25 protein-coding genes are annotated in these 25,836 nt (G+C 61.6%); 16 read left to right on the plus strand and 9 right to left on the minus strand.

All coding sequences use genetic code 11. The features are described 5' to 3' along the window. The first annotated feature begins 20 nt into the window (after positions 1 to 20). From RPE78_RS13425 to RPE78_RS13435, 3 genes are all read left to right on the plus strand, one after another. Positions 21 to 1,205, plus strand: a complete 1,185-nt coding sequence (locus RPE78_RS13425) for a hypothetical protein (RefSeq protein ID WP_339107425.1) — start codon at positions 21 to 23, stop codon at positions 1,203 to 1,205. Between the two features lie 110 nt (positions 1,206 to 1,315). Beyond that, positions 1,316 to 1,963 carry a hemolysin III family protein gene (locus tag RPE78_RS13430; protein WP_406720838.1) on the plus strand — a complete coding sequence of 216 codons (648 nt, stop codon included), beginning with the start codon at positions 1,316 to 1,318 and terminating at the stop codon, positions 1,961 to 1,963. Between the two features lie 78 nt (positions 1,964 to 2,041). Beyond that, positions 2,042 to 3,895 (plus strand): ABC-F family ATP-binding cassette domain-containing protein, encoded by a 1,854-nt coding sequence (locus tag RPE78_RS13435; RefSeq protein WP_339107427.1) that lies wholly within the window; start codon positions 2,042 to 2,044, stop codon positions 3,893 to 3,895. A 12-nt stretch (positions 3,896 to 3,907) separates the two neighbouring features. On the opposite strand, the gene RPE78_RS13440 is transcribed toward RPE78_RS13435, so the two are convergent. Together RPE78_RS13440 and RPE78_RS13445 are read right to left on the minus strand one after the other, a co-directional pair. Continuing rightward, positions 3,908 to 5,311 (minus strand): tetratricopeptide repeat-containing sulfotransferase family protein, encoded by a 1,404-nt coding sequence (locus RPE78_RS13440; protein WP_406720839.1) that lies wholly within the window; start codon positions 5,309 to 5,311, stop codon positions 3,908 to 3,910. Between the two features lie 119 nt (positions 5,312 to 5,430). After that, positions 5,431 to 6,282: a MipA/OmpV family protein gene (locus RPE78_RS13445; protein ID WP_339107429.1), complete on the minus strand. Its 852-nt coding sequence runs from the start codon at positions 6,280 to 6,282 to the stop codon at positions 5,431 to 5,433. Between the two features lie 237 nt (positions 6,283 to 6,519). Between RPE78_RS13445 and RPE78_RS13450 the strand changes: the two genes are divergently transcribed. After that, positions 6,520 to 7,521 (plus strand): Fe(3+) ABC transporter substrate-binding protein, encoded by a 1,002-nt coding sequence (locus RPE78_RS13450; RefSeq protein ID WP_406720840.1) that lies wholly within the window; start codon positions 6,520 to 6,522, stop codon positions 7,519 to 7,521. 133 nt (positions 7,522 to 7,654) lie between these two features. Next, positions 7,655 to 8,590, plus strand: coding sequence for a nucleoside hydrolase (locus RPE78_RS13455; protein WP_406720841.1), 936 nt, complete (start codon positions 7,655 to 7,657; stop codon positions 8,588 to 8,590). On the opposite strand, the gene RPE78_RS13460 is transcribed toward RPE78_RS13455, so the two are convergent. Beyond that, positions 8,587 to 9,612 (minus strand): DNA topoisomerase IB, encoded by a 1,026-nt coding sequence (locus RPE78_RS13460; RefSeq protein WP_406720842.1) that lies wholly within the window; start codon positions 9,610 to 9,612, stop codon positions 8,587 to 8,589. The genes RPE78_RS13455 and RPE78_RS13460 overlap by 4 nt on opposite strands. Positions 9,613 to 9,651: 39 nt before the next feature. Beyond that, the gene (locus RPE78_RS13465; protein ID WP_339107433.1) at positions 9,652 to 9,870 is read right to left on the minus strand and encodes a DUF2945 domain-containing protein; all 219 of its coding nucleotides are present in this window, start codon (positions 9,868 to 9,870) and stop codon (positions 9,652 to 9,654) included. Positions 9,871 to 9,990: 120 nt separating this feature from the next. Here RPE78_RS13465 and RPE78_RS13470 point away from each other — a divergent pair, with 120 nt between their 5' ends. After that, on the plus strand, positions 9,991 to 11,424 hold the full coding sequence (locus tag RPE78_RS13470) for a protein adenylyltransferase SelO (RefSeq protein ID WP_406720843.1): 1,434 nt from the start codon (positions 9,991 to 9,993) through the stop codon (positions 11,422 to 11,424). A gap of 2 nt (positions 11,425 to 11,426) precedes the next feature. On the opposite strand, the gene RPE78_RS13475 is transcribed toward RPE78_RS13470, so the two are convergent. Then, positions 11,427 to 12,107: a hypothetical protein gene (locus RPE78_RS13475; RefSeq protein WP_406720844.1), complete on the minus strand. Its 681-nt coding sequence runs from the start codon at positions 12,105 to 12,107 to the stop codon at positions 11,427 to 11,429. A gap of 176 nt (positions 12,108 to 12,283) precedes the next feature. Here RPE78_RS13475 and RPE78_RS13480 point away from each other — a divergent pair, with 176 nt between their 5' ends. From RPE78_RS13480 to RPE78_RS13495, 4 genes are all read left to right on the plus strand, one after another. Then, positions 12,284 to 12,991, plus strand: a complete 708-nt coding sequence (locus RPE78_RS13480) for an endonuclease/exonuclease/phosphatase family protein (protein WP_339107436.1) — start codon at positions 12,284 to 12,286, stop codon at positions 12,989 to 12,991. Between the two features lie 219 nt (positions 12,992 to 13,210). Beyond that, positions 13,211 to 14,485: a phosphopyruvate hydratase gene (gene eno / locus RPE78_RS13485; RefSeq protein WP_406720845.1), complete on the plus strand. Its 1,275-nt coding sequence runs from the start codon at positions 13,211 to 13,213 to the stop codon at positions 14,483 to 14,485. A gap of 222 nt (positions 14,486 to 14,707) precedes the next feature. After that, positions 14,708 to 15,622 (plus strand): DMT family transporter, encoded by a 915-nt coding sequence (locus RPE78_RS13490; RefSeq protein ID WP_406720846.1) that lies wholly within the window; start codon positions 14,708 to 14,710, stop codon positions 15,620 to 15,622. After that, positions 15,619 to 16,044 (plus strand): cupin domain-containing protein, encoded by a 426-nt coding sequence (locus RPE78_RS13495; RefSeq protein WP_406720847.1) that lies wholly within the window; start codon positions 15,619 to 15,621, stop codon positions 16,042 to 16,044. The genes RPE78_RS13490 and RPE78_RS13495 overlap by 4 nt, the downstream gene beginning before the upstream one ends. Here RPE78_RS13495 and RPE78_RS13500 read toward each other — a convergent pair whose 3' ends face one another. Both RPE78_RS13500 and RPE78_RS13505 read right to left on the minus strand, forming a co-directional pair. Continuing rightward, positions 16,045 to 16,377, minus strand: a complete 333-nt coding sequence (locus tag RPE78_RS13500; RefSeq protein WP_406720848.1) for a hypothetical protein — start codon at positions 16,375 to 16,377, stop codon at positions 16,045 to 16,047. A 140-nt stretch (positions 16,378 to 16,517) separates the two neighbouring features. Beyond that, positions 16,518 to 17,615: an anhydro-N-acetylmuramic acid kinase gene (locus tag RPE78_RS13505; protein WP_406720849.1), complete on the minus strand. Its 1,098-nt coding sequence runs from the start codon at positions 17,613 to 17,615 to the stop codon at positions 16,518 to 16,520. Between the two features lie 59 nt (positions 17,616 to 17,674). Between RPE78_RS13505 and tyrS the strand changes: the two genes are divergently transcribed. Then, positions 17,675 to 18,925 carry a tyrosine--tRNA ligase gene (gene tyrS / locus RPE78_RS13510; RefSeq protein WP_406720850.1) on the plus strand — a complete coding sequence of 417 codons (1,251 nt, stop codon included), beginning with the start codon at positions 17,675 to 17,677 and terminating at the stop codon, positions 18,923 to 18,925. A gap of 183 nt (positions 18,926 to 19,108) precedes the next feature. Here the strand turns inward: tyrS and RPE78_RS13515 are convergent, their stop codons facing one another. Then, a complete protein-coding gene (locus tag RPE78_RS13515) occupies positions 19,109 to 20,011 on the minus strand; it encodes a fructose bisphosphate aldolase (RefSeq protein WP_339107444.1) in 903 nt (300 codons plus the stop codon). A gap of 231 nt (positions 20,012 to 20,242) precedes the next feature. After that, positions 20,243 to 21,433, minus strand: coding sequence for a phosphoglycerate kinase (locus tag RPE78_RS13520; RefSeq protein WP_339107445.1), 1,191 nt, complete (start codon positions 21,431 to 21,433; stop codon positions 20,243 to 20,245). 202 nt (positions 21,434 to 21,635) lie between these two features. Between RPE78_RS13520 and RPE78_RS13525 the strand changes: the two genes are divergently transcribed. From RPE78_RS13525 to RPE78_RS13545, 5 genes are all read left to right on the plus strand, one after another. Continuing rightward, complete coding sequence (locus RPE78_RS13525) at positions 21,636 to 22,142, plus strand: peptidylprolyl isomerase (RefSeq protein WP_339107446.1); 507 nt, start codon at positions 21,636 to 21,638, stop codon at positions 22,140 to 22,142. Then, complete coding sequence (locus tag RPE78_RS13530) at positions 22,135 to 22,728, plus strand: peptidylprolyl isomerase (protein ID WP_406720851.1); 594 nt, start codon at positions 22,135 to 22,137, stop codon at positions 22,726 to 22,728. The genes RPE78_RS13525 and RPE78_RS13530 overlap by 8 nt, the downstream gene beginning before the upstream one ends. 210 nt (positions 22,729 to 22,938) lie before the next feature. Next, positions 22,939 to 23,235 carry a septum formation initiator family protein gene (locus RPE78_RS13535; RefSeq protein WP_339107447.1) on the plus strand — a complete coding sequence of 99 codons (297 nt, stop codon included), beginning with the start codon at positions 22,939 to 22,941 and terminating at the stop codon, positions 23,233 to 23,235. Positions 23,236 to 23,425: 190 nt separating this feature from the next. Beyond that, a complete protein-coding gene (pdhA, locus tag RPE78_RS13540) occupies positions 23,426 to 24,451 on the plus strand; it encodes a pyruvate dehydrogenase (acetyl-transferring) E1 component subunit alpha (protein WP_339107448.1) in 1,026 nt (341 codons plus the stop codon). Between the two features lie 14 nt (positions 24,452 to 24,465). Beyond that, positions 24,466 to 25,836, plus strand: a complete 1,371-nt coding sequence (locus RPE78_RS13545; RefSeq protein ID WP_406720852.1) for a pyruvate dehydrogenase complex E1 component subunit beta — start codon at positions 24,466 to 24,468, stop codon at positions 25,834 to 25,836.

Below are 25,836 nucleotides of genomic sequence, written 5' to 3' on the forward strand. Positions count from 1 at the left end.
ACGCGGCCCAGATAGGCGATATGATACTCGATATTGCCATCCTCGCCTTCGCCGCCGCTATGGGCCTGTTCATGTTCTGGCCGAGGATGCGCGCGCGCCCCGGATGGCGGGCAATGATCACGCCGCTGGCCTCGATCATCGGTTCGGGCTTTCTGGTTCTGGGACCGATCCTTCAGGTCCGTTATGGCTGGCTGGCCCCGGCGGTCATGGCCGCGCTTTGCCTTCTTGCATGGGCCTTCGGCAGCGCGATCCGTCACAATATCGCCTGCCTCGAACACGAGACGGCCCCCGCGCATGGCATTCGCGGGCTTGAAACCCTGTCTTCGGTGGCGCTCGGGGTCGCCTATGTGATCTCTGTCGCCTATTACCTCAATCTTTTCGGGGCTTTCGCCGTGTCGCTGACCCCGTGGGACACCAGCCTGAACGCCAAAATCGTGACCACGGTGGTGTTTGTGGTGATTGCGGCGGCGGGCCTGTCGGGCGGGTTCAAACGGCTCGAGCGGATGGAATATGCCAGTGTCTCGCTGAAACTGGCCATCATTGCGGGACTGCTGCTGGGGCTGGCGGTCTATTTCCTGTCGGAGACCTCGAAAGGCACGCTCTATCTGCTGCCGCCCGATCTGGGGCCGCTGGAAGCGGTCCGGTTGGGCTTTGGTCTGATTGTCACCGTGCAGGGCTTCGAGACCGCCCGCTATATGGGGCGCAACTATGATGCCCCGACCCGCATCCGTGCGATGAAGCTGGCGCAATGGCTCTCGGCGGGGATCTATATGGTGTATATCGTGCTTCTGGCCTATGTCTTCCCGCCCGGCGAGATGAAGCTGACCGAAACCGCCATTATCGAAATGATGCGGGTGGTCGCACCGATCCTGCCGGTCATGCTGGTGGCCGCAGCACTTGCGGCGCAGTTTTCGGCGGCGGTGGCCGATACCGGCGGCGCGGGCGGGCTGGCCGCAGAGCTGAGCCATAACCGCCTGCGTCCGGGCCTTGCCTATGTCATGCTGGTGGCCCTTGGCATCGCGCTGACATGGACGGTCGATCTGTTCGCGATCATCTCCTATGCCTCGCGCGCCTTTGCGGCCTATTACGCACTCCAGTCGGCCTTGGCGGCGCTGCGGGCCCAAGGCGGGCAACGCCTGCGCTATGCGGGGCTTGCGGTGCTGGGCGCGGCGATCGCGATTTTCGGGATATCTGCCGAAGGATAAGGCCACATTCGCGTGAACATCCGTGCTAAGGGTGTGAAACGCTCCGTGTCATCCCCATGTCACCCGATATGCGCTATGCTGCAGATGCGAAGCCATTCGGGATGTCTCTCATGAACAGATACAGACTGCCCCATAGTCTGCGCGAACATGTCGCCGACGGGGTCATGCATGTGTTGGGGCTGGTCACCGTGATTGCGGGGATCAGCGGACTGCTGGTCTGGGCGGCACTCACCGGCCCTGTCACCCATATCTGGCCTCTGGCCATTTACGCGGGCGGATTGCTGGCCAGCTTCGGATTTTCCGCAGCCTATAACCTGACGCTTCACGCCCCGACCCGCGCCGTTCTGCGCCGCTTCGACCATGCCGCGATCTATCTGCTCATCGCCGGCACCTATACCCCGATGGCCCTGCTGGGCCTTGAGGGCCGGACCGGATGGGCGCTGGCGATTGCCTCTTGGGTGATTGCGGGCATCGGGCTGGTGATGAAGCTTGGCTTTTTCAACCGCTGGCACCGTCTGGGATTTGTGATGTATCTCGCGATGGGCTGGATCGGCTTGGTCGCGAGCTACCCGATTGTCACCTCCCTGCCGCTGACGGCCGTGATCCTGATCGTGACGGGCGGGCTGATCTATACCGCAGGCACGGTTTTCCATGTGATCGAACGCATCCCCTTTTCGCGCGCGATCTGGCATGGCCATGTGCTGGCCGCCGCCGTGACGCATTTTATCGCCATCGTGCTGCTGGCCGCACCCGCCTGACATCCGCCGCGCCCCGACAACCGGCAGGCCAACGAGATTTCCGTTGACGCGCCGCCCGGCTTTCGGCATGGCTCGGGCATGTTGAAAATTTCCGATATCACCTATTCCATCGAAGGCCGTCCTCTGTTCGAGGATGCCTCCGCCACCATCCCCGACGGCCATAAAGTCGGCCTTGTCGGCCCCAATGGTGCGGGGAAAACCACGCTGTTCCGGCTGATCCGCGGACAGGCCGTTCTGGAAAAGGGCGATATCTCGCTGCCCTCGCGCGCCAAGGTGGGCGGTGTGGCGCAGGAGGTGCCTTCCTCCGCGACCAGCCTGCTTGATACGGTGCTGGCGGCAGATACCGAACGGTCGGGACTTCTGGCCGAGGCCGAAACTGCCACCGATCCGGCCCGCATTGCCGAGATCCAGACCCGACTGGCCGATATCGATGCATGGTCGGCGGAAGGACGCGCCTCGTCCATCCTGAAGGGCCTGGGCTTTGACGCCGAGCAACAGCTGATGCCCTGCTCCGATTTCTCGGGCGGCTGGCGGATGCGTGTGGCGCTGGCGGGAGTGCTTTTTGCCCAGCCGGACCTGTTGCTGCTGGACGAACCGACCAACTATCTCGACCTCGAAGGGGCGCTCTGGCTCGAGCAATATCTGGCGAAATACCCCCATACGGTGATCATCATCAGCCACGACCGCGGGCTCCTCAACCGCGCGGTCGGCTCGATCCTGCATCTGGAGGGCAAGAAGCTGACGCTCTATTCGGGCGGCTATGACAGTTTCGTGCGCCAGCGTGCCGCCAATCGCGAACAGCAGGCCTCGGCGGCCAAAAAGCAGGACGAGCGCCGCGCCCATCTGCAGAAATTCGTCGACCGCTTCAAGGCCAAGGCCAGCAAGGCCAAACAGGCGCAGGCCCGCGTGAAAATGCTGGAGAAGATGGAAACCATCACCGCTCCCGAAGATGCGGCCAAACAGGTTTTCACCTTTCCCGAACCCGAACAGCTTTCCCCGCCTATCGTTGCCCTTGAAGGGGGCTCTGTGGGCTATGACGGCCGCGCGGTGCTGCAACGGCTGAACCTGCGCATCGATCAGGACGACCGGATCGCCCTGCTGGGACGCAATGGCGAGGGCAAATCGACATTGTCGAAATTGCTGGCAGGAAAGCTTGCGCCGATGACCGGCTCGATGGTGAAATCCTCCAAGCTGCGCATCGGCTATTTCGCGCAGCATCAGGTGGACGAGCTGGATCTGGGGGCCTCGCCGCTGCTGCATCTGCAACGCATCCGCCCCGATGAGGGGCAATCGAAGCTGCGCGCACGGCTTGCGGGCTTCGGGCTGGGCGCGGATCAGGCCGAAACCGAGGTCGGGCGGCTGTCGGGGGGGCAGAAAGCACGGCTGTCGCTGCTGCTGTCAACCATCGACGCGCCGCATATGCTGATCCTCGACGAACCGACCAACCACCTTGATATCGAAAGCCGCGAGGCACTGACCGAGGCGCTGAACACCTATACCGGCGCGGTGATTCTGGTCAGCCACGATATGCATCTTTTGTCGATGGTGGCCGACCGGCTCTGGCTGGTAAAGGATGGGCGCGTGGCCCCCTATGAGGCCGATCTTGATGCCTACCGGCAAGAGCTTCTGACCCCGCCCAAAAAGGACGCCGCCCCCGAAGCGCCCAAACCCAAGCCCAAACGCGCACCACGCGAACAGGTGCTGGCGCTGCGTTCGGAGGTCCGCAAATGCGAGGAACGGGTACAGAAGCTGGAGGAAATGGCCGGCAAGCTGTCCACCAAACTTGCCGATCCCGCGCTGTATGAGGACGGGCGCGCCGGAGAGCTTGAAACATGGAACCGCAAATATGCGGAGCTGCGCGAGGCGATGGACCGTGCCGAAGCGCTTTGGATGGACGCTTTGGAAAAGCTGGAAACGGCAGAGGCCCCCTAAGGGGCCTTTTCCCTAGGGCAAACGGAAGCTCCGCACGCGGTCCTGCGCTTCCCAATCCGCCACAGCCGCCTGCCCCCCCAGTGCCTGAAGAAGCGGCGCAAGCTGGCGTTCATAGATACGCCATTTATCAAGCCCCTTGGTATTGACCCCTTCGCGCACCTGCATCACCGACGCGGTGCGGACCGAACGCACCTCTTCGGTCGTGGCCGGAGTGTCGGATGCGGCTGAAAGACCCGCAAAAGACAGGATCTCGGCCATCTGGGCCTCACGATCCTCGACCAGTGCGCGGTAGGATTGCACCCGCATCCGGTCGCCGAAAATCCGTTTGTTGATATCGCGCATCCGCCATGTCTGCCGCATGACCCCGCCGATCTTGTCGAGATGGGCGTGATAGGGCGCAAGGGTGGTGAAGTGGAGCTTGAAATTCGACAGCCCCACATCCATCGGGTGCCGCTCCATATGCAGGATCCGCAGATCGGGCAGCACCGCCCGCGCCACCCAGAGGCTGAACGCATCCGCGGGCATTTTGGTCACCAGAACCTTACCGGCGGGGGTGTGTTTGGGAAGACTGCCTAAAAAATGCCAGCGCAGCTGCTCGACCATAGGGCGGTCGAGCTTGCGCAGTTTTTCCAGCCGCGCGACATCGGTATGCGAGAAATCCGGCAGCCCGGACAGCAGGGCCGGACCGCACAGACACAGATGCTCCCCCATCGCGAACGTGTCGGGATGCTGCGCCAGCAAGGTCTCGGTGATGGTGGTGCCGGAACGCGGCATACCGCAGATAAAGACAACCTTCGGCATTTGACAGGCAGGATCGGCGCTGGGAAGATCGGCGGCAATCTCGTCGAGCAGGTCGACATAGCGCGCAAGCTGGTCCACATCGAACTCGCCCTTGATCAGCCGGTTCATCTGCTTCCAGTAGCCGAACGCTTTGGCCGGACTGCCATAACATTCCTCGGCCCGTGCAAGCGCCTGCAGGACTTCGCTTTTGACCGAAGCCGGCAGATCTGTCTGGAGCGATTTTTTCAGATAGCGGGCCTGCGCGCTATTCGGACTAACGGGGTCGATCTGCCCGATCGTCGCGCGCAAAACGACCGATTGCGGCTCGATCTCCAGCGCTTGGGAAAAACACATGCGCCCCTCTTCCGTCGCGCCATAATTCATGAGACGCTGTCCGAGAATGAACCAGCCGGCAGAGAATTTCGGGAACCGTTCAACCAGAATACGCAGCAGTTCCAGCGCCTTGCCTTCCTCCCCGAGTTGCCAGAAGGTTTCGGCCAGATCGAGGATATACTCGGGCGTGTCCCCGTGAAGTGCGGCAAGATCCTGAAGAAAGTGCAGCGCCTTGACGAAATGCCCCTTTTCGAAAAAGGTCAAAAACTCCGCACGGGTATCGCTATATCTGATTGCACGCATTCTGCTGCCCTGTCCTATGAACTTGGCTGCAGTATCGGGACAATAAGCAAAGAAATCCTTTACCAAAATAAAAAGCCGGCCCCGAAGGACCGGCTTTGCCGTTTCAAAGGCCGATGCCGTTACATCGCGCCAAGCGTGAAGACGCGGGTGACATCGAACTTCATGCTCCACTGCTCGTCCGAACCGGCTTTGGTGATCGGGCTGTCTTTGGCATCGTTCATCAGCTTGTCATAGCGCACCGAGCCTTCAACACCCCAGCCGCCGTCAAAGCGGTATTTGGCACCGAATTCCACACCGGCGGACAAGAATCCCCCATCGGGATCGAAGGCCGTCAGCGAACCGCCTGCGGCAGCCGAGGCTGCGGCTTCCGCCGCCGACACGCCGTAATAGGTTTGCGCATAACGTTCCGTGCCCCAGAAGGCGCGCGGCCCCATGGTCAGGGTCAGGCGCTCGGTCGGATGCAATTTGAGATCGGCACCGACCTCCCCGACCCAGGTGTTATGACCGATAACGCCATAGCGCACATCGCTGTAAACCTTGTAATAATCGGTGTCATAGCTCAGCCCCAGCCCCATTTCCAACGAGGCGTCCACATCGCTCAGACCGGCAAGCTCGTCATAATCGCTGGAATCGCGCTTGCCGATATAGCGGAACGACCCCGAGACCCCGAGGCCCGATTTCTCGGCATAGGGATCGGGATTGCCATAGGTCAGGCCGCCATATTGCAGCGCATGGATGCGGAACACCATATCGGGGCCTGCGGTGTAATCATCCGATCCCGGATATTCCGGGCTGACCGAAACACCCGCGCCAAGCGTGAACTTCATTCCGGCGCCGGAGGATTGCGTCGAAACGCGCGGGGTCGAGAAATTATACCCTTCGGACTGGCTGGTTTCGGCCTGTGCAACAGGAGCCAGAAGCGGCAGCAAGGCAACCGAAGCTGCGGCGATTTTTGCAGTGATCTGGGTCACGGTATGATTCCCTCGTTCTTGGCCCCGCATCGCGCGGCCCGTCGATAATTTGCGCAGATATTAAAGCAGATCGCCAAACTTGCCACTCCTGCAATCAATTTCCCGCGAAACTGTTGCATGGATATATCACGCCTTCCTGCGCCCGCGAAACCGGCCCGTTTCCTTGATCAAAATGATCAACCATTGACCGGTGATCACGGAATTGGCATATCTCGGACGGTCTATAGGAGGTTTCCCATGCGCCCGTTTTCTTTGCTTGCGCCCGTTCTGGCAGTCCTGCCGCTGCCCGCTTTGGCCGATGTGAATATCTATTCGCACCGCCAGCCGGAACTGGTGCAACCGCTTCTGGATGCGTTCACCGCGAAAACCGGCATCAAGGTCAATGTGGCCTATATCGCGCAGGGCATGGTCGAGCGTCTGCAGGCCGAGGGGCGGCGCTCGCCCGCCGATCTGGTGATGACGGTCGATATCGCCCGCCTGACGCAGGTGGTGGATGGCGGTGTCACGCAGCCGGTCGCGGACCCCGCGCTGGATGAGGCGATCCCGCCCGCCTTCCGCGACCCCGATCATCAGTGGTTCGGCCTGACCTCGCGCGCACGGATCATCTACGCCTCGAAAGAGCGCGTGGCCGAGGGCGAAATCACCACCTATGAGGATCTCGCCGATCCGAAATGGAAAGGCCGCATCTGCACCCGTCCCTTCACCTCGGATTACAACGTCGCGCTGACCGCCGCCTATATGATCCATCATGGCGAAGCAGCCACCCGCGACTGGCTGACCGGTCTCAAGGCCAATCTGGCCCTGAAACCCTCGGGCAATGACAGCAGCCAGGTGAAATCCATCTGGGCGGGGCAGTGCGATATCAGTCTGGGCAACACCTATTACATGGGCCAGATGCTGGCCAATGCCGAAAGCGCCGAATGGGCCAAGAGCGTGTCGATCCGCTTTCCGGTCTTCGAGGGCGGTGGCACCCATATGAACATTTCGGGCGTCGCCATGACCAGATCCGCCCCGAACAAGGACGACGCGCGGGCGCTGATGGAGTTTCTGGTCTCGGACGAGGCGCAGCATATCTATGCCGAAACCAATCACGAATTTCCGGTAAAAGAGGGCGTGGCCCCTTCGGAGCTGGTCAAAAGCTGGGGGTCCTTCACCCCCGACGGGCTGGATCTTGTCGAGATCGCGAAAATGCGCCCCGCTGCGCTCAAGCTGATCGAAGCGGTGAATTTCGACGGTTGAGCCAAGCGGCGCGTCTGTCCGGGCGGGCCTGTTCTGACGGGTCTGGCCCCGCAGACCCGTTGCCGCAGATCCGCCTGCCCGCTGGACATTCCCGCAGACGCCCCGCACTCTGCTTCCAAAAGGAGTGCAGGGCATGACACGCAAGATCATCATCGACACTGATCCGGGGCAAGACGATGCGGTGGCCATCCTCTTGGCGCTGGCCAGTCCGGAACTGGAGGTTCTGGGGATCACCTGCGTTGCGGGGAATGTGCCGCTGGAGCTGACCGTCACCAATGCGCGCAAGATCTGCGAACTGGCCGGCCGACGGGAGGTGAAGATTTTTGCGGGCTGCGACGCGCCACTCGCGCGGCCCCTGATCACCGCCGAACATGTGCATGGCAAAACGGGGCTTGACGGGATCGACCTGCCCGCCCCCATGATGCCCGTGCAGCAGATGCATGCGGTGGATTTCATCGTGCAGACCCTGCGCGATGCGGCGGATGCCAGCATCACGCTGGTGCCGGTGGGCCCGTTGACCAATATTGCAACCGCGCTGCGCCGCGCCCCCGAACTGGCCTGTAAAATTCAGGAGATCGTGCTGATGGGCGGGGCCTATTTCGAGGTCGGCAACATCACCCCCACGGCCGAGTTCAACATCTATGTCGATCCCGAGGCGGCGCAGATCGTGCTGGCCTCCGGCGTTCCGATCACCATGATGCCGCTGGATGTGACCCATAAAGCCCTGACCTCGGCCGACTGGGTGCGGAGCCTGCGCGATCTTGGCACCTTGCTGGGCGAGGCCGTGGCCTCCTGGACCGATTTCTTCGAGCGTTTCGACAAGGAGAAATACGGATCGCAAGGTGCGCCTTTGCACGACCCCTGCACCATCGGCTACCTCATCGACCCGAGCCTTTTCGCGGGGCGCCATATCAATGTCGAGGTCGAGGTGCTTTCGCCCCTGACATTGGGCATGACCGTGGCCGACTGGTGGCGCGTCACGTCACGCGCCCCCAATGTGATGTTCATGAACGAGGTCAGGCGCGATGCCTTCTTTGCCCTGATACGGGACCGGATCGCCCGCCTCTAGCCTCGCGTTTCAGGGCTTTCCAGCAAGGCCAGCAGACGGGCCTCTGCCGCAGACAGCCCGCGCAGCTTGACGGGCTCCAGATCGGGCAACCGCCCCGCCTCGGCCAAGGCAATCACCTTCGGGTGGATATAGCTGTTGCGCGCCACTGTCGGGGTGTTATTCAGACGCGCGGCCGCCGCGCCGGAAAGCGCCTTGATCGTCCGTCCGCCCGCCTCGGCGGCCTCAAAGGCGGCAAGACTGCCGGACCATGTGCGGAAGGTTTTGGCCGTGAAATTTCCCTGACCCAAGTCAGAGAGATAGGCATTCAGCTGGTCAGAGCCGAGCGCGCGTGGCGCTCCGTCCTCGTCGATCCAGGTGATCAGCTCCGCCCCCGGTAAATCGCGCGCCTGATCAAGTACTTTCAACAGCTTGCGGTCGGTCAGGCGGCGGCGTATTTTCTTGCCGCCTTTGGCGGTATAGCTCAATCGCAGCCCGTCCTCGCAAAGCCGCATCTGGCGACGGCGCAGGGTCAGCGCCCCGTAGCTGCCATTGGCCTGCGTATAGGCCGCATTGCCCACGCGCATCGCCAGACGGTCGATCAGCAGCACCGCCGCGGCAAGTGCGAAGGATATCTCGCCCGGCCCCTCGGCCAGATCACGGGTGACCGCGCGCCGGATACGCGGCAAGGCATGGCCGAAACCGGCCAGGGTCTCGAATTTCTCTGCCGCCCGCGCCTCTGACCAGAGCGGATGATAGCGGTATTGCTTGCGCGTGCGGGCATCCAGCCCCGTGGCCTGTAAATGCCCGTTCTCGCGCGGCGAGATCCAGACCTCCTCATAGGCGGGCGGAATGCCCAGAGCCTCGATACGTGCGCGTTCGGGGCCACGGGCCAGCGTGGTGCCGTCGGGCAGCGTGTAGCTGAACCCGCGCCCACAGCGCCTGCGCGCGATGCCGGGACGGCTGTCGGGGTAAAAGCACAGCCCCTCTGGCAGATCTTCCGGCGCAGCCCGCATCTTCATCTGCGGTCCGTAGGCCGCCTGCAATGACGTCTCCTGCGGACTGGCTGATGCCGCCCCTGCCATTCACCCCGCCTCCAGTTCGGAGCCAAGCTTGAGCACCCGCGCCCCATCCTCCTGATGGATCTCGTAGGCGGGATTTTCGGCGCTGCCATTGCGGGTGATCGTGCTGCCATCGATCTGGCGCTCTACCCGCGTCTCATGGCGGCTGGCAATCTTGCCTCTGGCCTCGCCCTGCCCCCAGCTCCATGTGACCCACTGGCCGGTCCGGAACGCATTCCCCATCGCCTCTCTCCTCTTGCTGCCTGCGCAACGCCAACGGGATGGCCCGCAAGAAGTTCCCGAAAACGCGCGGGGTTCCCGAAAGGCGGCCTTGCCCCTATATCTGCGTCAACAGGAGGCCCCATGACCGCATCCCATCCCATTCCCTTCACCAATAGCTATGCCAATCTGCCCGAGCGGTTTTTCGCGCCGCAAGCCCCCACGCCGGTCTCTGCGCCCGCGCTGATTGCCGTCAATGACGCGCTGGCCCGCCAGCTTGGCATCGCCCCCGATTTCCTGCGCAGCCCCGAGGGCGTGGCCATGCTGGCGGGCAACCACCTGCCCGAAGGCGCCCAGCCGATTGCTCAGGCCTATGCGGGCCACCAGTTTGGCGGCTGGGTGCCGCAACTGGGCGATGGCCGTGCGGTGCTGCTTGGCGAGGTCACCACACCGCAGGGCAGTTATGACATCCAGCTCAAAGGAGCAGGCCCCACGCCCTTCTCGCGCCGTGGCGACGGTCGGGCATGGGTTGGCCCCGTGCTCCGCGAATATGTGGTTTCCGAGGCAATGGCCGCCCTTGGCCTGCCCACCACCCGCGCCTTGGGAGCGGCCTATACCGGCGACACTCTCCTGCGCGATATGAAGCGGCGGCGGGGGGCGGTGCTGGCGCGGGTGGCCCGCAGCCATGTCCGCGTCGGCACGTTCCAGTATTTCGCGGCCCGTGGCGATGTCGAGGCGCTCCAGATCCTGACCGATCATGTCATCGCCAAGCTCTATCCCGACTGCGAGAACGCGCTGGATCTGCTACAGGCCGTTGTCGCGGCGCAGGCGCGCCTTATCGCCGGATGGATGAGCCTCGGCTTCATTCACGGCGTGATGAATACCGATAATATGGCAGTTTCCGGCGAGACCATCGATTACGGCCCCTGCGCCTTCAGCGATATCTACCATCCCGAGATGGTGTTCAGTTCCATCGACCAGTATGGCCGCTATGCCTATGGCGCGCAGCCGCAGGTCGCGCTGTGGAATCTGGCGCAATTCGCCACCTGTCTCGTGCCCCTGATGGGGCCGCAGGAGGCCGCAGTGGAACAGGCGACCGCAGCCATCAACACCTTCACACCGCTTTATCAGGCCGAATGGCTGGGCCGCTTCGGTCGCAAGATCGGTATCGCCGAGGCACAGCCCGAAGATCTTCCGCTGATTCAGGACTTCCTGACGGCCCTGGCACAGGGACAGGGCGATTTCACCCGCAGCTTTACCGCCTTGCGACGCGGCGAGGATGCGGCACAGGAACTCAGCGATCCGGCGCTGCTGGAGACCTGGACCCCGCGCTGGCAGACACGTCTGGCGCAGGAGGCGGACCCGCAGGGCGTGATGGCCGCCGCCAATCCGCTCCGTATTCCGCGCAACCACCGCGTTGAAGCCGCGATTATGGCCGCAGAAGATGGCGACCTGACCCCCTTCGAGACGCTTATGAAGGCTCTGGCGCAGCCCTATGGCGAGGCCCCTGAGTTTGCCGCTTTCGAGGCAGCACCCGCGCTTTCGGAACGGGTCATCCGCACCTTCTGCGGCACCTGATCCTAGCGCCCGCGCCCGCGCCGCCGCTTGCCGATCTTACGGAAAAAGCGGCGGTTGCGGGTCACGAAATCCTCGAAGAAGGCACGGGTAAAACCGGGGCCGCGCCCGTAAAGATAGGCCCAGCCCGCCAAAGCCCCCAATGCGCCACCGATCACATCGACGATCAGATCGCCCATCGTATCCATCAGGCCCGATTTCTGCATATTCGTGCCGAAAATCTGGTCCATGCCGAATTCAAAAATCTCCCATAGCGCCCCGATCGTCACCGCGAAGGAAAAGGCGATCAGCGCCATCGCCCAACGGGGAGCGGCATAGCGGTCCCCTTCGAACAGCATGAAAACGAACACAAACCCCACCAGCCCGAAGCCAAGCGCCGAACCCCCATGCAGCGCGATATCCCACCACCAGAAACGGTTGTAGAAATCGAATGCCTCACCGAGGAAGATGGTGGCGAAGATAAAGCCCGTCACCGCCACGACCAGCGCCGTGGGCATCGAGATCCCGATGCGCGAGCTGACATAAAGCGGCACCAGAGTCAGCACGAAGGTAAACAGGGCCACCCCCGCCAGCGGCCACTGACGCTCGAACAGCGCAAGCAGGAATTCAAAGGCCAGCATCCCCCAGATGACCTTGACCGGCCAAGGCTGCATACGGGCGATATCGAGGGGCGTCTTGCGTGTCATACGCGAAATATGGGACAACTCCACCGGTTCGGAAAGACCGCAGTGCCGCCCGACCCCACGCGATCACAAAAATTTTCGGATCAATCCGCCACGAAACGAGATTTTTTTCTGCAGACAGGGTGACAAACAGAACCGGCATTCTATATCGGGCCTCAAGATAGGCATGCTGATAACCAATGACTCTCCGAATAGCCTCGTACAATATCCACAAATGCGTCGGTGTTGATCGCCGTCGGGACCCGCATCGCATTATCGATGTCCTCAATACGCTCGATGCCGATGTCATCGCGTTGCAGGAAGTCGACAGGCGGCGCGGCGCGCGCCCTGCGGCCCTGTCGGCAAGCCTGATCGAGGCCGAAACCGACTTCCGCACCATCGAGCAACCCCGCACCGGCCCCGACAGTCTGGGCTGGCACGGGCAGGCGTTTCTGGTCAAGCGCGGGGTCGAGATGCTGTCCTGCACAGGGATCGAACTGCCGGGGCTGGAGCCGCGCGGAGCCTTGCATCTGAGCCTCAAGGCCGAGGAGGATCTGCCCTTCTCGATCTTTGCCGCCCATCTGGGGCTACGCCGCACCGACCGCCGTGCGCAATGGACGCGGATTGCCAAGGAAATGCTGGCCGCCTCTCCGTCGCCTGCACTGGCCATCGGTGATTTCAACGAATGGTCGGGCCGCAACGGCTTCGAGGCCCTGGGCGGGTTTACCGTCCATGCGCCCGGCGCGACCTACCCTTCGGTCGCACCGGTCGGCAAACTGGATCGAATCGTCACCTGCAACCGCGCCCATATCACCCATATGTCGGTGCATGACACGCAGCTGACCCGCCGTGCCTCCGACCACCTGCCGATCTGGGCCGATATCGGCGGGCTGCGTCGCAGACGCTGATCGCAAAAGCACGCCGCGCCGGCGGACCGGCCCTGCGCGGCCGCTTCATGCGGGCCGCGCATGTCGCCCCGTCACGGGAGCATTTCAGAAATTTCATCAAGTTGCGTCGCTAACAGCGCCGTTAGCGGTAACAACGCCCTTTTCACCAGTGCCGCCCAAGGATATAGCTTGGCACGGCCCATACAGCACCAAAGTGCAATGACAAGGGAAGAGAGTATAATGAGCACCATCATCGACATCCACGCGCGCGAGATCCTCGACAGCCGCGGCAATCCGACCGTCGAGGTCGACGTGATTTTGGAAGACGGCACCATGGGTCGTGCGGCTGTTCCCTCGGGGGCCTCGACCGGCGCGCATGAAGCCGTTGAAAAGCGCGATGGCGACAAGTCGCGCTACATGGGCAAAGGCGTGCTTGACGCGGTTGCCGCCGTCAATGGCGAGATCGCCGAAGCACTGGTTGGCGCCGATGTGACCGAGCAGGTCGAGATTGACAATGCCATGATCGAACTTGACGGCACCGAGAACAAAAGCCGCCTTGGTGCGAACGCGATCCTGGGTGTGTCGCTGGCCTGTGCGAAAGCTGCCGCCGATTATACCACCCAGCCGCTTTACCGCTATGTCGGCGGCACCTCGGCCCGCGTACTGCCGGTTCCGATGATGAACATCATCAACGGCGGCGAGCATGCCGATAACCCGATCGACATCCAGGAATTCATGATCATGCCGGTCTCGGCCGAAAACATCCGCGACGCGGTGCGCATGGGGTCGGAAGTCTTCCACACGCTGAAAAAAGAGCTGACCGCGATGGGTCTGTCGACCGGCTTGGGCGATGAGGGTGGCTTTGCGCCGAACCTGTCCTCGACCAAGGAAGCGCTGGATGTGATCCTGAAATCCATCGAGAAAGCGGGCTACAAGCCGGGCGAGGATATCTATCTGGCGATGGATTGCGCCTCGACCGAATATTACAAGAACGGCAAATACGAGATGAAGGGCGAAGGCCTTTCGCTGACCTCGGAAGAAAACGCCGAATATCTGGTCAAGCTGTGCAACGAATACCCGATCATCTCGATCGAAGACGGTATGGCGGAAGATGACTGGGCGGGCTGGAAGATCCTGACCGAGAAGCTGGGCGACAAGATCCAGCTTGTGGGCGACGATCTGTTCGTGACCAACCCCAAGCGTCTGGCCGATGGCATCAAACAGGGCGTGGCAAACTCCATGCTGGTGAAAGTGAACCAGATCGGCTCGCTGACCGAGACGCTGGCCGCCGTCGATATGGCGCACCGCGCACGCTACACCAACGTCATGTCGCACCGCTCGGGCGAGACCGAGGATGCGACCATCGCAGACCTCGCCGTGGCCACCAACTGCGGCCAGATCAAAACCGGCTCGCTGGCACGTTCGGACCGGTTGGCGAAATACAACCAGCTGATCCGCATCGAGGAAATGCTGGGCGAGACCGCGATCTACGCGGGCCGCTCGATCCTGAAATAATCCGGTCTCTCCGGTAAGATCCAAAGGCGCGGCACTGTCCGCGCCTTTTCTTTTGGTCAAGTTTGTTTGACCAGAGGTTTCCGCTTTCGGAAACCTGACAGGTGACTTTCGCGCAAGACGGAAAGCATTTGTCTGGCTAGTTTGCCCCCACGCACCGGTCGCGTCCATTCCCGTTTCCCAGCCTCCCGCCAAAGCCGCGCGGGGGGATCGAAAGGACATCCCATGCAACGACCGCTTCTTCTGGGCATTCTGGCCACCGCCTTCTGGGCCAGCAATTTCGACGCCACCCGCATCGCGCTTGAAAGCCTTGCCCCCCTGACCGCCGCCAGCCTGCGATTTGTCATTGCGACCATCGCCATCATGACCCTTCTGGCCTGCACCGAGGGGCTGGCACTGGCCCCGTTGCGCCGCAATCTTCTGGCCTTCCCCGCATTGGGCATTCTGGGGGTGGCAGGGTTCAATGCCGCGCTCTGTATCGGGCTGCAAAGCTCCAGCCCGCTGACGGGGGCGCTAATCATGGCCACAACGCCGCTCAGTTCGACGCTTCTGGAAAGCCTTCTGACGCGCAAATGGCCTGCGGTGCAAACCTTCTGCGGTATGGCGCTGAGCCTGTTCGGGGTGGCGCTGGTGCTTGGCCGTGGCCATTTCGCGACGATAGGGGCAATGCTGACACCGGGAGATCTGGTGATCTTGGCAGGCTCTCTGGCGTGGGCGGCCTATGGTGTGGGGTGCAAACGCTTCGTAAAGGACGCCTCGCCATTGGCCATCTCAAGCTGGACCATGCTGTTCGGCACGATTGCCTTGGTGCTGACGTCGCTGACAGAGGGAAACCCGCTCCGCGCCGCGTGGCGGGCCGCTCCCGACGCGCTGCTGGCCTCGCTCTGGATGGGCATCGTGGGCTCGGCGCTGGCCTATATTTTCTGGACGATCGCGATTGCAGGACGGGGCGTGGCGCGCACGGCGATCCTGTTCAATCTCGTGCCGGTCTTTGCCATGCTGATCGGCTGGGGCATCGGCCGAGCCCCCGCGCCGCTGCAGATCCTCGGCACGGCCATCACGATCCTCGGTGTCGCCCTGACGCAAATGCGCCTGTCGCGCTTGACAGCACGCCCGTCCCGCGGCCCAATCGCATCATGAGCATTGCCGATCAAATCATCAGAACCCTGGATCTGGCCCCCCATCCCGAAGGGGGCCATTACCGCCAGACATGGATCGCCGAGGGCACGGGCCGTGCTGCGGGCACCTGCATCTATTTCCTGCTGAAAGCCGGAGAGAGCAGCCACTGGCACAGGATCGATTCCACCGAAATCTGGCTCTGGCATGCAGGGGCACCGCTGACGCTGTCGCTTTCGGCCAGCGACGCGGGGCCTGCAACCGACCACCGGCTTGGCCCCGACATTCTGTCGGGCGACCGCCCGCAGGTGATTGTGCCGCCCCATCACTGGCAGGCCACCCGCAGCACAGGCAGCTATAGCCTTGTCAGCTGCACCGTTTCCCCCGGCTTCCGCTTCGAGGGCTTCACGCTGGCGCCCGAAGGGTTCGACATCGCGCGCGGCTGATCAGTTGGTGCAGAAAAACCGCTGCCCCGTATCCGTGACCCCCCAGTATTCGACAAAATCGAAACCGTGATCGCTGCATAGGCCGCGCGCCTGCGCATAATTCTCGCCCGCAGGCGCGTCTTCGTCGAAGTCGTGATCGATTTCCGAGAAGGTGATCATCTGGCCGTTATAGATATAGCCCGGAGCCTCCTGCCCCGCCATCAGGGCCGGTCTGGGAAGATCGGGCAAAGCGGGAAGATCGGGAAGATGTGGCAGGAAATTGGGCGGCGCGATGCGCGAGGCGATCTCGGGTGTGTGCCCACATCCCCAAAGAAGAAAGGGTAACAAAATCATAAACTTGTTCATCCACTCGGCCTTTACGTATTTTTATCGTTGAAAAGCCGGGCAAATTTATGCCGATCACGCGGGCTCACAAACCCGAGATCCCGAAGGTGTTAATGAATGATTAATTCTGTTGCCGGAAAATCGCGCCTTTACACGGGGTAGTTGATCTGCCCGCCCCCGACTTGCGCAGCAACACCCGTGGTCGCCGGACCCGAGGTCGGCAGGCCCCGCGCCACCCTGACGGCCAGATAGGCAAACGCCTGCGCCTCCAGCATATCGCCATCCAGCCCCAGATCCTCGACAGGGGCCACCGCACAGGGCACACGCCTCGCGATCTCTGCCACCAGCGCCTCGTTCAGCCGCCCGCCGCCGCAGAGATAGAGATGTTGCGGCATCTCCCTGAAATGCTCGAACCCGCGGGCGACCGATGCCGCAGAACAGGCCGTCAGCGTGGCCGCCGCATCGGCATCGCCCAGCCCCGAAACCAGTTCCAGCACGCCATGAAAATCGTTCCGGTCCAGAGATTTCGGCGGTATTTTCAGAAAATACGGATGGGCAAGAAACGCCTCGACAACCGCCTCGTCAACCTTGCCCTGCGCGGCAAGCGCGCCACCTTCATCCTGACCGAGATTGAAGCGCAGCCGCATCAGGTCATTGATGGGAGCATTGGCAGGGCCGGTATCGAAGGCCAGCACCGCTTCCTCCTCCTCGGGGGCGTCGCGGCGCGGATCGACCCATGTGACATTGCCAACCCCGCCCAGATTGAGAAAGACACAAGGCGCGTCCAGCCCCGCCCATTTGGCGCAGGCAAAATGGAAATAGGGCACAAGCGGTGCCCCCTGCCCGCCAAGCCGGACATCCGCCGTGCGGAAATCCCAGACCACAGGCTTGCCCAGCACCTCCGCCAGCACCGCCCCATCGCCTGCCTGATGGGTCCCCCGCCCGCGCGGCTCATGCGCCAGCGTCTGGCCATGAAAGCCCACGATCTCGGCCTCGGAAAAGGCACTGAGAATTTCGGCATGCGCCGTCTCGACGACCTCAGCGGCAGGCTCGACCGCAGTCTCTCCCTGCCATGCCCCCAATGCGCTGTGCAGAACGCCCCGCTCGGCCTCGCTATAGGGCCGGTAATCGGAGCGCCCGAAATCCAGAATCCGCAGACCATCGGTCAATAGCAACGCCGCATCCACGCCATCAAGTGACGTGCCCGACATCGCGCCCACTGCCCAGACAGGACCTGCTTTCAACATGGCTTCCCCTTTACGTGACACAAGGATATACGCATGCCCATAAGAAAGGAACAAGCCAGATGACATACCATCCCAAATCGGACTTCCTGCGCACCATTATCGAGCGCGGATTCCTGGCCGACTGCACCGACCTGCAGGAGCTGGACCAGAAACTCTATTCCGGGACGGTCACTGCCTATATCGGCTATGACGCCACGGCCGCCTCACTGCATGTGGGCCACCTGCTCAACATCATGCTGCTGCGCTGGTTCCAGAAATGCGGCCATAAGCCGATCACCCTGATGGGCGGCGGCACGACAAAAGTGGGCGACCCCTCCTTCCGCTCGGATGAACGCCCGCTTCTGGGGCCGGAGCAGATCCAGGCCAATATCGACGGCATGCAGAAAGTCTTCGCCCGCTACCTCGATTACAAAGAGGGCGGCAATGGCGCGCTGATGCTCAACAATGCCGAATGGCTCGACAGCCTGAACTACCTCGAGTTCCTGCGCGATATCGGGCGGCATTTCTCGGTCAACCGCATGCTGTCGTTCGAGTCGGTGAAATCGCGTCTGGACCGTGAACAATCGCTGTCCTTCCTCGAATTCAACTACATGATCCTACAGGCCTATGACTTCCTCGAACTGAACCGCCGCTATGATTGCGCGCTTCAGATGGGCGGCTCGGACCAATGGGGCAATATCATCAACGGGATCGATCTGACGCGCCGCGTGCTCGACCACGAGATCTTCGGCCTCACCACACCGCTCCTGACCACCTCCGACGGCCGCAAGATGGGCAAATCCCAAGGCGGCGCGATGTGGCTCAATGCCGAGATGCTCAGCCCCTATGAATTCTGGCAGTTCTGGCGCAACACCACGGACGCCGATGTGGGCCGCTTCCTCAAGCTTTACACCGAACTTCCGGTCGAGGAATGCGACCGTCTGGCAGCCCTTCAGGGCTCGGAAATCAACGAGGGCAAAATCATCCTCGCCCGCGAGGTGACCACCCTCCTGCACGGGGCAGAAGCCGCCGCCGCCGCCGAAGCCACCGCGCGCGAAGTCTTCGAGAAGGGCGGCACCGGCGATGATCTGCCCACGCTGACCCTCTCGGCGGACGAACTGGGCGACGGCATCAGCCTTGCCCAGCTTGTCACACGCTCGGGCCTTGCCAAAACCGGCAAGGACGGCAAGCGGCTGATTGGCGAAGGCGGCCTGAAAGTGAATGACGAGACCTGCACCGAAGCAGGCCGCATGTTCACCGCATCCGACTTCGAAACGCCGGTCAAACTCTCGGCGGGTAAAAAACGCCACGCCCTCGTACAAATCGGCTAAAATCAAAGGCGCCCCACAAGGCGCCTTTTTCCATCCGGCATCCAGCTGCCCCAAATATCCTCGGGGGTGAATTGGGCCGCAGGCCCAAGAGGGGGCAGACAGCCCCCTCACTTTCAAACCTCGAAACGAAAAAGGCGGAGCCGCTTACGGCCCCGCCTCTCTCATTTCCAAAACAGGACGACCTCAGGCCGGTTCATGCGCCAGCGAGGCGGCATGGATGCTGTCGATGGCCGAGGCAAGTGCGGCATCGAATTCCGCATCGGATTGCTTATCCGACATCCCTTCGGTCAGGGCACGCGAGAACGAGGCGATCATCCCGTCATTCTTCGACAGGATCGCATTGGCCTCATCGCGCGCATAACCGCCCGACAGCGCCACGACCTTCAGCACGCGCGGATGATCCACCAGCGGCTTGTAGAAATTCGCAACCGTCGGCAGCGACAGTTTCAGCATCACCTGCTGATCGGCAGGCAGAGCATCGAGATGCTTGAGGATCTCGCTGCGCAGGATGGCTTCGGCCTCGGCCTTGTCGGAAATCGAAATCGTGACTTCCGGCTCGATGATCGGCATCAGACCATGTTTGATCACGGTCGCAGCCAGATCGAATTGCTGCGCGACAACCGCCGCGATCCCGGCCTGATTGGCCGCAGAAATGACCGAGCGTTCCTTGGTGCCGAAAATACCCGCTTCACGGGCGCGGTCCAACAGCGCGTCCACACCCGGAATGGGCTTGAGAAGCTGCACACCGTTCTCTTCCGCTTCCAGACCCTTGTCGATCTTCAGGAAGGGCACAACGCCACATTTCTCGTTAAGGTAGGTCGCGGTCGCAATACCATCGATCTCGCGGTCCATCGTCTGTTCGAACAGGATCGCACCGATCACCTTACCGCTGGAAAACGCGGGGGATTTGATAATGCGGGTCCGCATTTTGTGGATCAGATCGAACATCTCGGTGTCGTTGGAATATTCGCTTTCCTCGATACCGTAAAGGCGCAGAGCCTTCGGCGTCGAACCGCCCGACTGATCGAGCGCGGCGATGAAACCCTCGCCCTTGGAAATCTGTTCGGTTTGTTGCGCGTTCGGCATATATCTCTCCCTCCGATACGGAGACTGAATTGTGGGCCAGTTCCAGACCTAGCGCGATGCGCGGGGTTAGACAATCTTGGTGGCGCTAACCGACTTGGATTATTTCATTTTGTCGGTCTGCTGCGCGGAAAGCGGCCAGAAATCCCCCCGCTTCGCCCGTCAGGCGGCACCGTGAAAAGAAAACGGGGCGGCCCGCAAGCCACCCCGTTTCCAGCGTCCCTATTGACCGGATCAGTCTTCCAGAGCTTCCACCCCCGGCAGAACCTTGCCCTCCATCCATTCAAGGAAGGCACCGCCTGCGGTGGAGATATAGCTGAATTTCTCCGCCGCACCGGCCTTGTTCAGGGCGGCCACGGTGTCCCCGCCACCCGCCACCGAAATCAGCTGCCCCGCCTGCGTCAACTCTGCGGCTTTGGCAGCCGCGGCATTGGTGGCCGCATCAAAGGGCGTAATCTCGAAAGCCCCCAGCGGGCCGTTCCAGATCAGCGTGCGCGATTCTGCAAAGACCTTCGAGATCCGAGCCACGGCCTCGGGACCCGCATCAAGGATCATCGCATCCTCGGGGCAGGCATCGGCGGCAACGGTCTCATGCGGCGCATTGGCCTTGAACTCGCGGGCAACGACCACATCCGAGGGCAGCACAATCGTACAACCGGCAGATTTCGCCTTTTCGAGAATCTCCAGAGCAGTCTGCGCCATATCGCGCTCGGCCAGCGACGTTCCGACAGAAATGCCTTGCGCCACGAGGAAGGTATTGGCCATGCCGCCACCGATGACCAGATTGTCCACCTTGCTCACCAGATTGCCCAGCAGATCCAGCTTGGTCGACACTTTCGCCCCGCCGACAACCGCTGTTACCGGACGCTCCGGATCCCCCAGCGCGGCCTCCAGCGCCTTCAGCTCCGCTTCCATCAGACGCCCCGCAGCACTGGGCAGAACACGGGCCAGAGCCTCGGTCGAGGCATGCGCACGGTGGGCCGCCGAGAAAGCGTCATTGATATAGACCGATCCAAGCGCGCCCATCGCCGCCGCCAGCTCGCGGTCGTTCTTTTCCTCGCCCTCGTGGAAACGGGTGTTTTCCAGCAGCAAAACCTCGCCCGCAGGCAGGGCCGCCACAGCCCGCTTGGCCGGACCGCCAATGCAATCCTCGGCAAAATGCACCGGAACGCCCAATGCGGCCTCAAGCGCCGGAACCAGCGGTTTCAGGCTCATTTCCGGCACGACTTTTCCTTTGGGGCGGCCGAAATGGGCCAGAAGGACGGGCTTCCCGCCTTTGGCCAGAATATCCTTGACGGTCGGAACGATCTTGTCGATCCGCGTGGTATCCGTCACACGTCCGTCCTCAACCGGAACGTTGATATCGACGCGAACAAGGGCAACCTTGCCCTCCAGTTCCAGATCGTCGAGGGTTTTCCATGCCATGCGTTATCTCCTCATTCCGGCACCAAATCAGGGGATGGGGTGCCCGTTGTGCCGCAACTTGCACCGTCCATGAAATGGCGTCAACACACGCAATCACCGGACATGACCCGCGCGTGAGAAGGCGTGAAAACGAAAAACGAAGGTTTCGGCTTTCCATAGCGGCCCTGTCGTGTAGATTGCGGGCCAAATCCAGGAGGACCTCATGGCCGAATATAAAGACCCCGAGAACACCATCATCATCGAATTGAAGGATGGTCCCGTTGTTATCGAGCTGATGCCCGAAATCGCGCCGAAGCATTCCGAGCGTATGAAACAGCTGGCCCGCGACGGTGCCTATGACAACGTGGCCTTCCACCGCGTGATCGACGGTTTCATGGCGCAAACCGGCGACGTGGCGAATGCGAATATGGAAAAAGACTACAATCCGGGCCGCGCAGGCACCGGCGGGTCCGAATATGACGACCTTCCCGCAGAATTCTCGCGTATTCCGCATGATCGCGGCACGCTGGGGGCTGCCCGCTCGATGAATCCGAACTCGGCCAACTCGCAGTTCTTCATCAACTTCTCGGACAACCACTTCCTGAACGGCCAATACACCGTTTATGGCCGCGTGATCTCCGGAATGGAATTTGTCGACAAGATCGTGCGCGGTGAACCGCCGGCGAATCCCGACCGCATGATCAAAGTCACGGTGGCCGCCGATGCGTAATCTTGTTGCGGCAGCCCTGATTGCGATGGGTGCCGGGGCAATGACCACTGGCGCTTATGCCGAAGACACCGCGCCCGACGGGCCCGGCCCGAATCTGACGCTGGAGATCGGCGGCTCGGTTCAGGGCGAGATCGTCATCGACCTGCTGCCCGATGTCGCCCCCAAAGCGGCGGAACGTCTGGAAGAGCTGGCCAAGGAAGGCGCGTATAATGACGTGGTGTTCCACCGCGTGATCGACGGCTTCATGGCGCAGACGGGCGATGTGCAATTTGGCAAGCGCGGCTCTTCGCAGATCGAGATGGCGGGGATGGGCGGTTCGAACAAGCCCGACCTTCCGGCCGAGTTCTCGAAACGCAAATTCGTGCGCGGCATTGTCGGCATGGCACGCTCGCAATCGCCGAATTCCGCCAATTCGCAATTCTTCATCATGTTCGCGGATGCGCCGCATCTGAACGGGCAGTACACGGTTGTCGGCCATGTCATCAAAGGCATGGATATCGTCGACCAGATCAAGAAGGGCGATCCCGCGAAAAACGGCTTGGTCGATGACCCCGATTACATCGTTTCGGCAACGGTCAGCAAATAAGATCCCGTGCCGAGACCCGGCCCAAGCTTGCAAGGCGTCCCAAAGGGGGCGCCTTTTTCTGTTCCGGTCCCCTTTCCATGCAAAAATGCCTAGGCGAAGCGGGGCGCTTCGTGGCATAGTCGGATCTCAGGCCCGACAAGAGGCCGCGCAGAACGCGCAAAAAACTGGCAGAGCAAAATGGCGCCCTTGCGCGCCCGATATAGGCAGAACATGCAGCAGAAAAACCGGGCGGTCGGTCCGCTGATCTTCTTTTCCATCGCCTTCGTGCTGGCGGCATATTTCACCTTTGCCGCCGTGCAGGGATCTTACGGGATCTTCAAGCGGGTGCAGATCGAGGCCGAAATCACCGACATGACGCAAAAGCGCGACGCACTGCGCGACGAGGTCAAGCGTATGGCGAATCTGACGCATCGCCTGTCGGATGATTATCTGGACCTCGACCTTCTGGACGAGCAGGCGCGCAATATCCTTGGACTGGTGCGTGGCGACGAGGTCGTCATTCGCTAAAGCGCCCGAAATGTGGACATTTTTAGCAACCCGCAAGCTTGCCTTGCGGGTTTTTTGCGTCATCCTTCTCCACATACCATCACTTTATGCCCGCAGAAGACACTGTTGCATATCGCGGTGATTGTCTTTGCAGATGCTTTCCGCTAGAGATGGTTTAATACTGAACTATCCGCTTTTAGGGAGGATGCCTATGGCTGCTCGCAAGAGTTCGGGGACCGCACCCAAGGCTGGTGCGAACGTCTCCAAGGACGAGCTTCTCAGCTACTATCGTGACATGCTGCTGATCCGCCGCTTCGAAGAGAAGGCAGGCCAGCTTTACGGCATGGGGCTGATCGGTGGCTTCTGTCACCTTTACATCGGTCAGGAGGCTGTTGTTGTGGGCCTTGAGGCCGCCGCGAAAGAGGGCGACAAGCGCGTGACCTCGTATCGCGACCACGGGCATATGCTTGCCTGCGGCATGGACGCCAAGGGCGTGATGGCCGAGCTGACGGGCCGCGAGGGCGGCTATTCGAAAGGCAAAGGCGGCTCCATGCACATGTTCTCGAAAGAGAAGCATTTCTATGGGGGCCACGGCATTGTTGGTGCGCAGGTTCCGATTGGCGCAGGTCTTGCCTTCTCGGACAAGTACAAGGGCAATGACAATGTGACCTTCGCCTATTTCGGCGATGGTGCGGCCAACCAGGGTCAGGTTTACGAGACCTATAACATGGCGCAGCTATGGGATCTTCCGGTCGTCTTCGTCATCGAGAACAACCAGTATGCAATGGGCACCTCGGTCGCCCGTTCGACCAAATCCCCGGCGCTGTGGAAACGCGGCGAGGCCTATGGCATCTCGGGCGAGGAAGTCGACGGCATGGATGTTCTGGCGGTCAAAGCGGCTGGCGAAAAGGCCGTGGCGCACTGCCGTGCGGGCAAAGGCCCCTATATCCTCGAGGTGAAGACCTACCGTTACCGCGGTCACTCGATGTCGGACCCCGCGAAATACCGCTCGCGCGACGAAGTGCAGAAGATGCGCGAAGAGCGTGACGCCATCGAGCATGTCCGCCAACTGCTGCTGACCGGCAATCATGCCACCGAAGATGACCTGAAGGCCATCGACAAGGACATCAAGGCGATCGTCAACGAGTCGGCTGAATTCGCGAAAGAAAGCCCCGAGCCCGCGCTCGAAGAACTCTGGACCGACATCTATGCCGACGCGGCACCGCAGAACGCCTGAGAGGGAAGAGAAGAATGGCAACTGAAATCCTGATGCCCGCCCTGTCGCCCACTATGGAAGAGGGCACTCTGGCGCGCTGGCTCAAGAAAGAAGGCGATACCGTCTCCGCAGGGGATATCATCGCAGAAATCGAAACCGATAAGGCGACGATGGAATTCGAAGCGGTCGATGAAGGCACGCTGGGCAAGATCCTGATCGAAGAAGGCACCGAGGGCGTGAAAGTGAACACCCCCATCGCGGTTCTTCTGGAAGAAGGCGAATCGGCGGATGATATCGCATCGGCTTCGGCACCTGCGGCAGAGGCAGCCCCTGCCCCGGCTTCGGTTCCCGCCGCGGCCAAAGACGACACGCCGGATACGCCTCTTGCGCCGAATACGACGCCGGATTGGCCCGAAGGTACCGAGATGAAGACCCAGACGGTCCGCGAAGCTCTGCGCGATGCGATGGCCGAAGAGATGCGCGGCGACGAGAACGTCTATCTGATGGGCGAGGAAGTGGCCGAATACCAAGGCGCTTATAAAATCAGCCAAGGTCTTCTGGACGAATTCGGCTCCAAGCGCGTGATCGACACGCCGATCACCGAGCATGGCTTTGCCGGTATCGCAGTCGGTGCCGCTTTCGGTGGCCTGCGTCCGATCGTCGAATTCATGACCTTCAACTTCGCCATGCAGGCGATTGACCAGATCATCAACTCGGCCGCGAAAACGCTTTACATGTCGGGCGGCCAGATGGGTGCTCCGATGGTGTTCCGTGGCCCGAACGGCGCCGCCGCCCGCGTGGGTGCGCAGCACAGCCAGGATTACGCCGCATGGTATGCGCAGATCCCGGGCCTCAAGGTCGTTCAGCCCTATTCGGCAGCCGATGCAAAAGGCCTGCTGAAATCGGCGATCCGCGATCCGAACCCCGTCATCTTCCTTGAAAACGAGATCCTCTACGGGAAGTCGTTCGAAGTGCCGGTGATGGATGATTTCACCGTTCCGATCGGCAAGGCGAAAGTCTGGCGCGAAGGCACCGATGTCACCATCGTCTCCTTCGGTATCGGCATGACCTATGCGCTGGAAGCGGCAGAGAAGCTGGCAGAGGAAGGTATCTCGGCAGAGGTCATCGACCTGCGCTCGATCCGTCCGCTGGATTACGACACCGTGCTGGCCTCGGTCATGAAGACCAACCGCTGCGTCACCGTGGAAGAAGGCTTCCCCGTCTGCTCCATCGGCAACCACCTGTCGGCTGTCATCATGGAACGCGCCTTCGATTACCTCGATGCGCCCGTGATCAACTGCACCGGTAAAGACGTGCCGATGCCCTACGCCGCCAACCTCGAGAAACTGGCTCTTGTCACCACCGATGAAGTCATCGCTGCGGTGAAAAAAGTCACCTATCGCTAA

Source organism: Thioclava litoralis (assembly GCF_045278885.1).
Taxonomy (GTDB): Bacteria; Pseudomonadota; Alphaproteobacteria; order Rhodobacterales; family Rhodobacteraceae; genus Thioclava; species Thioclava litoralis.